Genomic DNA, 12677 nt, shown 5'->3' with positions numbered 1-12677 from the left:
CCTCGGGGCGATCTCCGAAAGGGCCCGGCTCAGCGTAAGGGCCCGGCTCAGCCTTGTTTGGGCGCGGCCTGCTGGACGACCTCGAAGGACCACAGGGTGGAGCCGGCCGCGGCGGGCTTCTGCTTCGGGGCGTCCTCGCCGCCGTGCTGGTGGGCCGCCTTCATGGGGCCCTCCATCCACGCCTGGAAGTCCGCCTCGCTGCGCCAGCGCGTATAGACGAGGTACTGGTCGGTCCCCTCGATCGGGCGCAGCAGCTCGAACCACTCGAAACCGTCGGAGCCCTCCACGGCTCCGGCGCGTGACGCGAAGCGCTTCTCCAGCACCTCGCGCTGTTCCTCCGGCACGGTCAGCACATTGATCTTGACTACGCTCATGGCCCCATCTTGCCGTAGCCGATGCCGCGCGTCGGCGGCGCCTCGGCGGTGCCTCACCCTCAGCCGTGCAGCTTCAGGCCCTTGGTCACCTTGTCGACCTGGCCGCGCGGCCCGTAGACGGCGAGGCCGACCAGGTTCAGCGCGTCGGCGTCGATGGCGCGGACCGCGGCGCGGTTGTCGTCCTCGTTGCCGGTGCCGAAGAGCTCCTCGGTGTAGAGGGCCGTCGGCAGGTCGCGGGAGAGGGCGCGGGCGTGGGTGCGGGTGAGGGCGGGCGCGTCGGCGGCGTAGACGAGGACCGGTTCGCGGAACATCGGGAGGTAGACATTGCCCGAGGCGTCCTCGTACGGCTTGCCGACGATCTCGTCCGTGGCGTGCGCCAGGCCGCTGGAGAGGAACGCGGTCACGTTCAGCTTCTGCCAGTCGGCGAGGTCGGTGCGGACGATGACGGCGATCTTGGTGTCGAAACGCATGGACGGCAGTCTCGCCACCTTCCGGCCCGCGGTCTTGAACGCTGGTGCGGGGGCGGCACACGGCACAATGGGGGCGTGGGTGTGGCAGGAGAAGGGGAGCGGGGGCCCGCGGACTGGGTCCGGTACTGGCGCGATCCCGACCGGGCCGTGGAGGCCATGCACGCCCACTTCTTCAGCCATCGCTTCCATCCGCACAGCCATGACGCCTACTCCTTCGCCGTCACCGAGATCGGCGCCCAGCGCTTCCGGTGCCGGGGCGCGCTGCGCACCAGCGGGGCGGGGATGGTGATGGTCTTCAATCCCGACGATCCGCATGACGGGGAGGCGGCCGCCGAACTCGGCTACAAGTACCGCATCGTCCATATGGGTCCCGATGTGATGCGGAATGTCCTCGCCGATATGGCCGACACCGCGGCCGACGGCGCCTCCGGCCGGGCGGCGTTGCCGTTGTTCGACCGGCCGGTGGTCTCCGATCCCGTACTGGTCCCCGCCCTGTTGCGGCTGCACACCGCCCTGGTCGGCGGCGCCGGTCCGCTGGTGCGGGACGAGCGGCTGACGGCGGCCGTCGGGGCGTTGGTACGGCGCGGGGCCACCGGGCCGCCGCGCGCCCGGGAGTTGCCGGGCGGGAGCGGTGAGCAGGCGCGGGCCGCGCGGCGGGCCCGGGCGCTGCTGGAGGAGGCGTATATGGAGGAGATCCCGGCGGCGCGGCTCGCGCAGGCCGCCGGGTGCAGCCGCTTCGCGCTCTACCGGGCGTTCCGCGCCGCGTACGGGATGGCGCCGAGCGACTTCCAGCGGCAGCTTCGGCTGCGCCGGGCGCGCGGGCTGCTGGTGGCGGGCCGTAGCGCGGCCGAGGCCGCGGCCCAGGCGGGGTTCGCCGACCAGAGCCATTTCCACCGGTGGTTCGTGCGGTGCTTCGGAGTGACGCCGGGAACATTTCAGCGCGCCGCGGGTCCCGATTCGCGGCGCACCCCGCAGCCCTGGTGAAATTGGGCCGGACCGTACGGACTCATGCGGAGCGCGAGCACCCTGCCACAGCCTGACATCTTTCGGACAACCTCGGACGACAGTCAGGTGAAGCGGGAGTGTTCGGCGTCTGAGTAGTGGGCTCAGTAGGGTCTTCAAAACATCCAGGACAGGTGAAAAGGGCGAGTGGGGGAGCGGCACGGCGTGGCGAACGTGGAGCGGAGCGGACTGGGGAGAAGCCCGGACTCGGGGCCGGGCCCCGGTGCCGTCGGGGCGCGGACGTCACGGACCAGAATGGGGCTCGCGGCCCTGTGGCTCCTGGCCGGTGTGCTGGCGGTCCGTCAGGCGGCGGCGGTGCTGCGGCTGCCCCCCAACGAGCGGCTGACCGACCTGGAGACCTGGATCGGCGACGAGGGGGTGCTGCATGTCAGAGGGTCGCTGTACGACGGGGACTCCTTCACCGGCACACCGTTCTCCGGGCTCGTCCTCAAGCCCCTGACCCGGGCCGCCGAGCAGAGCCTCGGGGTCGCCTGGACCTTCGGCACCCTGCTGCTGGTCGTGGTCCTCGGGCTGGTCGTGGCCCGGTCGCTGCCCGGCCCGGTCTCCCGCCGCACCTCGCTGATCGCCGCACCGCTGGCCATCAGCCTGCTGGTGCTCTCGCTTCCGGTGCGCAACACCTTCACCCTCGGCCAGACCAGCATCATCCCGGTGCTCCTGGTCGTCCTCACCGTGCTGCCCAGAACCTCCGGGCGGCAGGCCGGTGTGCTCATCGGGGTGGCCGCCGCGCTCCAGCCCGCGCTGCTGCTGTTCGGCGTCGTGCTGTGGCTGATCGGACGGCGCCGGGCCGCCGCGCTCGCGGGCGCCACGTTCGCCGTATGCACCGCGCTCGCCTGGGCGGCCATGCCGCACGACTCCTGGACGTACTGGGGCCACCACATCGGCGGCGCCGGGCTCGGCGCGCCCGCCGACAGCCTGGCCAACCAGTCGCTGCACGGGCTGCTGCTGCGCATCGGCCTGGAGGGCCCGGTCGAGCTGGCGCTGCTGGCCGTGCTCGCGGTCGCCGTCGCGGTGATCGGTCTGCGCCGCGCGGCGCACTACGCGAAGGACGGGCAGTTGCTGCTCGCCGCCGCCATCACCGGCAGTGTCGCGCTCGCGGTCTCGCCCACCTCCTGGCAGCACCAGCAGCTATGGATCCTGCTGGCCGTGGTCGGCCGGGTGGGGCGGCGCGGCTCCGACCGGCTGGTGTGGCCGGTTCTGGTGGTGCTGGTCATGTCGCTCAGCCGCACCGCGCTGCTGCCCGACATCGAGATTCTCGGACATATCGGCTACAATGCGCCGCTTCTTGCCGCGCTCGCCGCCGCCTGTGTGGTGCCGTTCCACTCCCGCACCTCGCCGCGCTGGGACGACCCCGAGCCGACGCCGCTCGCCGAACCGGCCAAGAGCCGCTTCGCCTGGGTGCCGGTGCTGCGCTTCCTCAAGCGGCCGCTGTCCCGCCCGAACCTGATGCTCGAGCTGATGCTGATCCGGGTCGGCTACTTCGCCTACTCCTGGATCCGCGGCCATGCCCCGGACGAGCGCGGCGTGGCCGAGGGCCACGGCGACCAGGTGCTCACCCTCGAGGGCTGGCTGCATATCGACATCGAGCACTGGTTCAACGCCATCGTGGCGGACACCGCATGGCTCAAAGACTTCATGAACTGGTACTACAGCACCTTCCACTTCCTCATCCCGCTGTCCCTGCTGGCCTGGCTGTATCTGCGCCGCCCGGCGACCTACCGCTGGGCCCGTACCCCGCTGGCCTTCGCCACGATGCTCGCCCTGGTCGGCTTCTGGCTCTACCCGCTGGCCCCGCCGCGGCTGATGGGGCTCGGGTACGTGGACACCGCGCACGGCCCGCAGGATCTGAACAACCCGGACTTCGGCGCGCTCACCAAGCTGTCCAACCAGTACGCGGCCATGCCGTCGCTGCATGTGGGGTGGTCGCTGTGGTGCGGGGTGGTCATCGCGATCGTGGCGCCGTACGTATGGGCGAAGGTGCTCGGCATCCTGTACCCGCTGCTGACGACGGCCGTCATCGTGGGCACCGCCAACCACTATGTGCTGGACGCGATCGGCGGCGCGGTCATCGTCTCGGCCGGGTTCGGGCTCCAGTACGTGCTGCTCGGGGTGGGCAAGCGCCCGCGCGAGGAGGCGCCACCGCTGTCGGCGTCGATGGGCGCCGCGCTCGAACGGGCCAGAGGGCTGGTGCCGGGGCTGGTGCGGCAGCGCAGCGGACAGCATGACGACGCCGAGCCGGCCGACGCCGAGCCCGCGGATGCCGCGGACGGGCCCCCGAAAGGGGGACGGGCTCGCGTTGAGCGGCATGACCAGCGGGTCTAGCGTGGTGAGAAGGGGGCGGAAAGGCGTGAAAGCGCGTTAAACGGGGGGATCCGGGAATCGAGACGGGGAGCGGGGTCCCCGACCGAGGAGGGTTCAACGATGTCCCTGGTGAAGGCAGTAACCGCGGCGGTCGCGATGGGCGCTTCGATGGCCATAGCGACCCCCGCGGCCGCCGCGCCGCCGCACCCCTTCGTCATCGTCCACGACAGGTTCCAGCCGGCGTCGGAGGCGAAGCACGCCGATGCGGTGACGTACGACAAGTCACTGGTGCCGACGTCCGCGTCGGTGTTCATCGCGGAAGCACGGCTGAGCGGCGAGGCATTGAAGAAGCACCACGAAGGTGGCGAGGGCCACGGCCACTACCCGATGCACAAGGGCACGTTCGTGTTCGTCAGCGTGCGTGGCCTGGCGGCCGACCACCACTTCGGGATCCATGTGCACACGAAGCCGTGTGGCACCAAGCCCGACTCGTCGGGGCCGCACTACCAGAACAAGAAGGACCCCAAGCAGCCCTCGACCAACCCGAAGTACGCCAACCCGCACAACGAGGTGTGGCTGGACACCACCACCAAGAGCGACGGCAAGGGCTGGGCCAAGTCCTGGGTGAAGTGGAACTTCAGGTCCGGTGAGGCCCGTTCCGTGGTGATCCACAAGCATGCGACGGACACCACGTCGGGCAAGGCAGGGATGGCGGGCGCCCGGGTGGCGTGCGTCAACGTGCCGTTCAAGTAGCGGCGTTGCCGTTCGAGTAGCGGCGTTCCGGGGCGCCCGGTGGGGCGGCGGGGCTCAGGGCGGCAGCAGCCCGCCCTCCACCGAGGCGTTCCTGATCTCCTCGTACAGCGCGCGCAGCGTCTCGCTCACGGCGACCCGTGGCAGATGCAGCCCGTCCAGCGCCTCGGCGTCCACGGGAGCGTGGCTGTCGGTGGCCATATCGCCCCAGCCCTGGCCGGTCAGACAGCGCATCAGGGTGGGGTTGAGCCGGTCCACCCCGCGCACCAGACACGCCTCGGGCGTACGGCCCTCCTCGTACTCCCGCCACAGCGCGGGTAGTTCGGTGCCGAGCGGCGCGGGGAGCGCGGCGAAGCGCGGGGGCTCACCGCTATCGGCGCCCCGCTCCACCGCGTCCATCTCGACGAGGTCGTGCATCAGGCACAGCTTGAGCATCTTGGTGAGGTCGAGCCGCCGCCCGGCCTCGCGTTCGAACTCGCCGTGCAGTATCCAGCTCACCATCGCCAGATGCCAGGAGTGCTCCGCGACGCTTTCCTTGCGCTCCGGGGTGGCGTTGTTGGCGCGCTCGATCTCACGAAGGCGGGCGGTCAGGGCTATGAAGTCGAAGAGTCTTCGCCGATCGCCCGCCGCGCCGTGCGGACCGTACATCTCGCTCATGGCGGTCAGTGTGCCCGCGTCCGGGGGGTTGTGGCGAGCAATGTACGGGCGGCGTCTTCCAGCGATCCGAGCAGCGGGTCGGGGTCGTCGGCGCGCGTGACGAGCACGACCTCGCAGGGGTCGATGTCGATGACCGGCACCAGGGCGATGTCCTCGCGCACGGCGGCGCGTCGATCGCCGGCCGGGAAGATCGCGACACAGTGGCCGGTGGCGATGAGTTCCAGCTTGTCCTCGTAAGCGTCGTCGATCGTGGGCGGGGGTGGTGCCGGGCGGTCGCCGACCGGCTTCGGCGTGCTCCAGACCACCGGAGTGCTGGCGCAGGCCACCAGTTCCTCGTCCGCCAGAGCCCGCAGGCTGACGGCCTTCTCGTGCGCCAGATGATGACTCGCCGAGGTGAGAAGTACCCGCGATTCCTCATGGAGCTTTGTCACCCGGAAGCCGTCCGTGGGGAAGGGCAGGGGCCGGTACGCGACGAGGGCCTCGATCCGCCCCTCGGCGAGGGCGTGCGTATCCCGCCAGTCGAGGTGCCGGGTGCGGATCCGGTCGTCGGGGTGGCGGCGGCGCAGTTCCTGCACCCAGGCGGTGATGACCAGTCCTTCGGCGCAGCCGACGGTGATGGTACGGGGCTGGACGGCGGCTCTGGCGGTGCGAGCGGCCTGCTCGGCCTCGTGGAGCAGTGTCCGGGCCCCGGGCAGGAATGCCCGGCCGGCGTCGGTGAGGCTGGTGCCCTGCGGCGAGCGGTCGAAAAGCCGGACCCCGAGCTGAGCCTCCAGACGCTGGATCTGGCGGCTCAGCGACGGCTGCGCCAGGTGCAGCCTGATGGCGGCCCGGCCGAAGTTGCCGTACTCCGCCACGACCGTGAAATAGCGCACGAGCCGCAGATCGACGTCCATTCGCCCAGCGTACGTCGCGAGCCGTCATGCGGCTGGGGCATGGCGGCATGCGGAACAGGTCTTGGACAGGGTGTGCCGGTGGATATTTGGCTTGTGGGCATGACCACTTATGACGGCAAGAAGATCGTGATCACGGGCGGAAGCAGCGGTATCGGCCTGGCCGCGGCCCGGTTGTTCGCGGACGGTGGGGCGCAGGTACTGATCACCGGCCGCACCCGGTCCACCCTGGACACCGCGCTGGAGCAGTTGGGGGACAAGGCGATCGCCGTCCGCAGCGACGCCGCGTCCCTGACGGACATCAAGGCGCTGGCCGGCACGGTCCAGGAGCGGTTCGGCGAGGTGGACGCGCTGTTCGTCAACGCAGGCGTCACCGCGTCCGCGCCGTTCGACTCGACGACGGAGGAGATGTACGACGCGCTGTTCGACATCAACACCAAGGGCCCGTACTTCACGGTGCAGGCGCTGGCGCCGCTGCTGCGCGAGGGAAGCGGCGTGGTCCTCACCACGTCGGTGGTGAACGTCCTGGGCGTCGACGCGCTCAGTGTCTACTCGGCGAGCAAGGCGGCCCTGCGGTCGATGACCCGCACGCTGGCCCGTGAGCTGCTGCCGCGCAAGGTGCGGGTCAATGCCGTGAGCCCCGGTCCGATCGACACGGGCATCCTGGACCGCTCCGTCCCCGCCGACGTCCTCGAGACGATGAAGGACACCTACCGGAGCACCATCCCGATGCAGCGGCTGGGGTCGTCCGAGGAAGTGGCCGCCGCGGTGGCGTATCTGGCGTTCGGTGCGACCTTCTCGACGGGAACCGAGTTCCCGGTCGACGGCGGGGGTTCGCAGCTCTAGGCGTGGAATCCCCGGACTTCGGGCCGGGGAAGACGTCAGGTGTAGGTCACCCTCAGCTCCTTGATCCCGTTCAGCCAGGCCGACCGCAGCCGCCGGGGCTCACCCGCGAGCCGGATGTCCGGGAGGGTGTCCGCGATGGCCTGGAAGATCAGCCGGATCTCCAGTTGCGCCAGGCTCTTGCCGAGGCAGAAGTGCGGTCCGCCACCGCCGAAGCCCAGATGGGGGTTGGGGTCGCGGGTGATGTCGAACTCTTCGGGGCGGTCGAAGACGTCGGGGTCGTTGTTGGCGGAGGAGTAGAAGACCCCGACCCGCGCGCCCGCCCCGATGCGCTGTCCGCCCAGTTCGGTGTCCTGGGTGGTGGTGCGCTGGAAGGACATCACGGGGGTGGCCCAGCGCACGATCTCGTCGGCGGCGGTGGCGGGGCGCTCGGCCTTGAACAGCTCCCACTGGTCGGGGTGGGTGAGGAAGGCGTGCATTCCGTGGCTGATGGCGTTGCGGGTGGTCTCGTTGCCCGCGACGGCCAGCAGCAGCACGAAGAAGCCGAACTCGTCCGAGCCCAGATTGCCCTCGTCCTCGGCGGCCACCAGCCGGCTGACGATGTCCTTGGCCGGGCACGCCTTGCGGTCGGCGGCGAGGTTCATGGCGTACGAGATCAGCTCCATGGCCGACTCGGCGCCGATCTCCTCGGTGATGGCCAGTTCCGGATCGTCGTACGCGACCATCTTGTTGGACCAGTCGAAGATCTTGGACCGGTCCTGCTGGGGGACGCCGATCAGCTCGGCGATCGCCTGGAGCGGCAGTTCGCAGGCGACATCGGTGACGAAGTCCCCGCTGCCGCTCTCCCGGGCCCCTGCCACGATGCGCTCCGCGCGGTCGCGCAGGGCGTCCTCCAGGGCGCGGATGGCGCGCGGGGTGAAGCCGCGCTGGACGATCTGGCGGACCCGGGTGTGCTCGGGCGGGTCCATGTTCAGCATGATCAGCTTCTGGACCTCGATCTGGTCCCGCTGGATGTGCTCGTTGAAGCGGATGATGGCGGTGTTGGCGTGGGAGGAGAAGATCTCCGGCCGGGTGGAGACCTCCTTGACATCGGCGTGGCGGGTCACCGCCCAGTAGCCGTCGTCGCCGAAGCCCGCGACGCCGTGTGGCTGGGGGATCCAGCACACCGGGGCGGTCTGCCGCAGCCGGGCGAGCTCCGGGAGTGGCACCCGATGCTGATGGAGGTCGGGGTCGGTGAGGTCGAAGCCTTCGGGGAGCGCTGGACAGGACATGGCCACTCCAGAGATCTGACTGGGAGATCTGACGGCCTATCAGAAGTGTCCGCAACGTAGTAACGGGTTCTACAAGTCGCAAGAGAGAACGCGGCCATTGTTTCGGGGGATTGATGCCGCTCCAGGTCCGCTCAACCCCTGCACAACCCTTGCGCCGCCGGGCCGGGGCTCAGCAGACTGAGCTGAAGAACTAGAACGCGTACTAGTTCTGGCGCGGGCGCTGCCGGGAGCCCCGCGGATGCGATGAGAGGACGAGACAGCCATGGCCGCGGAACCCGTCATCGTCGAAGCCGTACGCACCCCCATTGGCAGGCGCGGGGGCGCGCTCGCCAATCTCCACCCCGCCTATCTGCTCGGCGAGACCTACCGCGAACTCCTCGCCCGTACCGGCATCCAGCCCGACTGCGTCGAGCAGATCGTCGGCGGTACGGTCACCCATGCGGGGGAGCAGTCGATGAACCCCGCACGCACCGCCTGGCTGACGATGGGTCTGCCGTACGAGACCGCGGCGACGACTGTGGACTGCCAGTGCGGCTCGTCGCAGCAGGCCAACCATATGGTGGCCAACATGATCGCCACCGGTGTCATCGACATCGGCATCGGCTGCGGGGTCGAGGCCATGTCGCGGGTGCCGCTGGGCAGCGGCTCCAAACACGGTCCGGGCAAACCGTTCCCGGAGGAGTGGAACGTGGATCTGCCCAACCAGTTCCAGGCGGCCGAGCGGATCGCCCGCCACCGCGGCCTGACCCGCGAGAACGTGGACGCCCTCGGGCTGATCTCCCAGGAACGGGCGGCGCGGGCCTGGGCGGAGGAGCGGTTCAAACGCGAGACCTTCGCGGTCCAGGTGCCCACGACGGAGGACGAACAGACCGCCGGAGAGGGCATGTGGCGGGCCGTCGACCGGGATGAGGGGCTGCGCGACACCAGCATGGAGGCGCTGAGCGGACTCAAGCCCATCATGCCCGCCGCCGTGCACACCGCCGGCAACTCCTCCCAGATCTCCGACGGCGCGTGCGCGGTGCTGTGGGCCTCCAAGCGGATGGCCCGCGCGCTGAAGCTGCGCCCCCGCGCCCGCATCGTGGCCCAGGCCCTGGTCGGCACCGATCCGCACTTCCATCTGGACGGGCCGATCGACGCCACGAAGGCGGTGCTCGGCAAGGCCGGGATGACGCTGAAGGACATCGACCTGGTCGAGATCAACGAGGCGTTCGCCTCGGTGGTGCTGTCCTGGTCGCGGGTCTTCGAGCAGGACCTGGCGAAGGTGAACGTGAACGGCGGCGCGATCGCGCTCGGGCATCCGGTGGGGGCCACAGGGGCGCGCCTGATCACCACGGCACTGCATGAACTGGAGCGCGTGGACAAGGAGTTCGCGCTGATCACGATGTGCGCGGGCGGGGCGCTGGCCACGGGGACGATTATTCAGCGGCTCTAGGGGCTGCCGCCGAGCCACTTCGGATCCTGACATGGTGATGCATGTAATGTCGGTGTTTGATCAATCGTCTCGTGGCTTGGAGGAAGCACTTATGACGAAAGCTCCATTCGTCGCCACCGCCGGCGCTACCGCGGCGCTTGGGACTGCGTTTGGTTACCTCGCGCTTCAGTTGCGCGCGGAAGGCAACGAGCTGTACGTCGAGTCCGTGGCCAACTTCAGCGTCGTCATGTACGTCACCGCGGCTCTGATTCTGGTGACCTGGTTCCGGGACGCCCGCTCGCGCTCGAACTGACTTCACGCGCCCTGGGGCGTCGGAAGGGTCGAGGTCTCGACGGCGGCCGGGCCGTTGGAAGTGGTCGGGGCCTCGATCGCGCCCGGCGCTTCGAAGGCGGCTGGGGCTTCGAAGGTGGTCGGGGCTTCGAAGGCCGCGGTGATGGTCACGCACCGCACAGAAGTCGGCAACCTTCCCGGTGATTATGGCTCGGTCGGTGTTCATGCGGGGTTGCGGTCCACTCGCTTCGATGAGCGGGTTGCACCATCCATCCCCGACTGTCCATGCTCATGTGAGGAGCCTCCATGACCCCTGATCCGATCATGCCGACGCCCGGGTCCGAGCCCGGCGACAGACCCGGGACGGCGACCGGCACCACCCGCCGTCGGTTCCTCCAGGGCACGGGGATCGCCGCCGGGGCGCTGGTGCTCGGCGCCAACTCCGCGGCGGGCGACGCGTACGCCGCTACGCGGCCGGGGCACAACCTGCCGAAGGGCTTCAACGGCGACATATCCGATCTGAAGCATGTCGTGATCCTGATGCAGGAGAACCGGTCCACCGACCACTACTTCGGCACATTCCCCGGCATACGCGGCTTCAACGACAAGCAGGTGCTGCGGTTCCAGGACGGCACCACCGTCTTCCAGCAGAAGGACGGCAAGGGCGAGATCGTCACCCCGCAGGTCGACGACGGCGCCTGGGGCAACGACCACGGACCGTGGGGCGACGTCGACCATCGCAGGTGGGATCTGTGGGTGCGGCACAGCGGCGCGAGCTGCATGAACTACCACAGCGACGCCTACATGAGCTTCTACCACTCCGTCGCCGCCCAGTACACCATCGCCGACCAGAACTTCTGCTCCGAGTTCGGGCCGACCGACCCCAACCGGAAGTACCTGTGGAGCGGTACCGCCAACAGCGAGACGGGCAACACCGATGAGTCCAACTACTCCCGTCCCTGGACCACGGTGGCCGAGCAGCTCCAGCAGGTCGGCATCGACTGGCGGCTCTACTCCGACAACAGCGGCAACGGGCGACAGGGCTACATCAGCACCTGGGTCGGCGACTACGGCGACAACGAGCTGAAGTACTTCAAGGGGTTCGAACCGGAGGGGCTGAGCCCCGACGACCCGAAGCTGCGGCCCGGCACCGGGCTGATCTGGCGCGGCAACGCCATGTACTACTCCGGCATGACCTCGCCGAACGACGACTCCGACGAGAACCTCGACGCGGTCCTCAAGGACCTCCACGACGCCTGTCAGCCGGGCGCGGAACACCCGCTGCCGGCGGTCTCCTGGATCGTGGCACCGTACGGCTGGTCCGAGCACCCGGACGCGGACACCCTGCACGGCGAGCGCTACACCAAGAAGGTGCTCGACATCCTCCAGAGCAACCCCGATATCTGGAACCACACCCTCTTCATCCTCAACTATGACGAGAACGACGGGAAGTTCGACCACGTGCTGCCGCCGTGGCCCGAGCCGGGCACGGCACGCGAGTACGCCGGCGACTATCCGCTCGGCCTCGGTCCGCGAGTGCCGATGCTGCTGGTCTCGCCGTGGACCCGTGGCGGGTACGTCGCCTCGGAGGTCTTCGACCACACCTCGACGATCAAGTTCCTCGAGACCTGGGCGGCCCACCTCGGCAAGCCGTTCCGCTGCCCCAACATCAGCGATTGGCGGCGCTCGATCGCGGGCGACCTGACCAGCGCGGTCGACTTCGCCCACCCGCAACCGGGACCGGCCACCTTCGCGGACCCGGTCGCCGAGCAGCGGCAGTCGATCGCCGCCGACCACATGAAGCCGCGCCCGCTGACCTTTCATCCGCACGCGGTGATCTCGGAGGACCGGGCGTCGGGCAAGGTCACCGCCAAGATGACCCTGACCGGCGGCCCGAAGGGCAAGGCCATGAGCTTCCAGGTCTTCCCCGACAAGTACCAGGCATTCTCCAACACGCCGTTCACCGTCACCGCGAGCGATCCGCGTGAGTACACCTGGGACGCCAAGGCCAACGACGGCAAGTACGCGTTCTCGATCTACTCCAACGACGGTTTCGTGCGCTCCTTCGCCGGCCAGATCGCGCCCGCCGGAAAGCGGGCCGGTGGCCTCCCGCGCGTGGAGGTCGACCTGCTGAAGGGCGGGGGCACCAAGCGCGAGGCTCAGGTGAGGCTCACGTTGCACAACGACGGCACCGAGCCGGTGAACTACACGCTCACCGCCAACGACTACCTCGGCGGCACCCAGAACGTCACGGTGGCTCACGGCGAGACGAAGGTCGTCATGTGGCCGACCCAGGAGGGGTACTACGACGTGGTCGTCACCGCCGACGCCGACGCCGCCTGGACGCAGCGCTACGCCGGCCGCGTCGCCACTGCCTGAAAGGGCTGAGCGGCCGAGGC

Annotated in this window: 13 protein-coding genes; 7 read left to right on the top strand and 6 right to left on the bottom strand. The window is 69.5% G+C overall.

All coding sequences use genetic code 11. The features are described from left to right. Positions 1-47: 47 nt before the first annotated feature. Both ACK1X7_RS15930 and ACK1X7_RS15925 read right to left on the bottom strand, forming a co-directional pair. Positions 48-374, bottom strand: a complete 327-nt coding sequence (locus ACK1X7_RS15930; RefSeq protein ID WP_398160185.1) for an antibiotic biosynthesis monooxygenase family protein — start codon at positions 372-374, stop codon at positions 48-50. 59 nt (positions 375-433) lie between these two features. Further along, positions 434-844: a DUF2000 domain-containing protein gene (locus ACK1X7_RS15925; protein ID WP_216346148.1), complete on the bottom strand. Its 411-nt coding sequence runs from the start codon at positions 842-844 to the stop codon at positions 434-436. 156 nt (positions 845-1000) lie between these two features. On the opposite strand from ACK1X7_RS15925, the gene ACK1X7_RS15920 reads away from it, so the two are divergent. The 3 genes from ACK1X7_RS15920 to ACK1X7_RS15910 all read left to right on the top strand — a co-directional run bounded on the left by ACK1X7_RS15920 (position 1001) and on the right by ACK1X7_RS15910 (position 4918). Then, positions 1001-1828, top strand: a complete 828-nt coding sequence (locus tag ACK1X7_RS15920; RefSeq protein ID WP_385143783.1) for a helix-turn-helix domain-containing protein — start codon at positions 1001-1003, stop codon at positions 1826-1828. A gap of 273 nt (positions 1829-2101) precedes the next feature. Further along, positions 2102-4186: a bifunctional glycosyltransferase 87/phosphatase PAP2 family protein gene (locus ACK1X7_RS15915; RefSeq protein WP_385143743.1), complete on the top strand. Its 2085-nt coding sequence runs from the start codon at positions 2102-2104 to the stop codon at positions 4184-4186. Between the two features lie 99 nt (positions 4187-4285). Then, the gene (locus ACK1X7_RS15910; protein WP_413115221.1) at positions 4286-4918 is read left to right on the top strand and encodes a superoxide dismutase family protein; all 633 of its coding nucleotides are present in this window, start codon (positions 4286-4288) and stop codon (positions 4916-4918) included. Positions 4919-4972: 54 nt separating this feature from the next. Here ACK1X7_RS15910 and ACK1X7_RS15905 read toward each other — a convergent pair whose 3' ends face one another. Both ACK1X7_RS15905 and ACK1X7_RS15900 read right to left on the bottom strand, forming a co-directional pair. Beyond that, positions 4973-5572, bottom strand: a complete 600-nt coding sequence (locus ACK1X7_RS15905) for an HD domain-containing protein (protein WP_385143747.1) — start codon at positions 5570-5572, stop codon at positions 4973-4975. 5 nt (positions 5573-5577) lie between these two features. Beyond that, positions 5578-6465: a LysR family transcriptional regulator gene (locus ACK1X7_RS15900; protein WP_385143749.1), complete on the bottom strand. Its 888-nt coding sequence runs from the start codon at positions 6463-6465 to the stop codon at positions 5578-5580. A 99-nt stretch (positions 6466-6564) separates the two neighbouring features. Between ACK1X7_RS15900 and ACK1X7_RS15895 the strand changes: the two genes are divergently transcribed. Then, a complete protein-coding gene (locus ACK1X7_RS15895; protein WP_385143751.1) occupies positions 6565-7308 on the top strand; it encodes an SDR family oxidoreductase in 744 nt (247 codons plus the stop codon). 35 nt (positions 7309-7343) lie between these two features. Here ACK1X7_RS15895 and ACK1X7_RS15890 read toward each other — a convergent pair whose 3' ends face one another. Continuing rightward, on the bottom strand, positions 7344-8576 hold the full coding sequence (locus ACK1X7_RS15890) for a cytochrome P450 (RefSeq protein WP_385143753.1): 1233 nt from the start codon (positions 8574-8576) through the stop codon (positions 7344-7346). A 262-nt stretch (positions 8577-8838) separates the two neighbouring features. Between ACK1X7_RS15890 and ACK1X7_RS15885 the strand changes: the two genes are divergently transcribed. Both ACK1X7_RS15885 and ACK1X7_RS15880 read left to right on the top strand, forming a co-directional pair. After that, positions 8839-10008 (top strand): steroid 3-ketoacyl-CoA thiolase, encoded by a 1170-nt coding sequence (locus tag ACK1X7_RS15885; protein WP_382946114.1) that lies wholly within the window; start codon positions 8839-8841, stop codon positions 10006-10008. 91 nt (positions 10009-10099) lie between these two features. Beyond that, positions 10100-10300, top strand: coding sequence for an SCO3870 family protein (locus ACK1X7_RS15880; protein WP_385143755.1), 201 nt, complete (start codon positions 10100-10102; stop codon positions 10298-10300). 2 nt (positions 10301-10302) lie between these two features. Here ACK1X7_RS15880 and ACK1X7_RS15875 read toward each other — a convergent pair whose 3' ends face one another. Then, complete coding sequence (locus ACK1X7_RS15875) at positions 10303-10449, bottom strand: hypothetical protein (RefSeq protein WP_390794821.1); 147 nt, start codon at positions 10447-10449, stop codon at positions 10303-10305. A gap of 135 nt (positions 10450-10584) precedes the next feature. On the opposite strand from ACK1X7_RS15875, the gene ACK1X7_RS15870 reads away from it, so the two are divergent. Further along, positions 10585-12657, top strand: a complete 2073-nt coding sequence (locus ACK1X7_RS15870) for an alkaline phosphatase family protein (RefSeq protein ID WP_385143759.1) — start codon at positions 10585-10587, stop codon at positions 12655-12657. The last annotated feature ends 20 nt before the right edge of the window (positions 12658-12677 follow it).

Source organism: Streptomyces sp. CY-1 (assembly GCF_047218265.1).
GTDB classification, from domain to species: Bacteria; Actinomycetota; Actinomycetes; order Streptomycetales; family Streptomycetaceae; genus Streptomyces; species Streptomyces niphimycinicus.
This window is presented reverse-complemented; position numbering and strand designations above follow the sequence as displayed.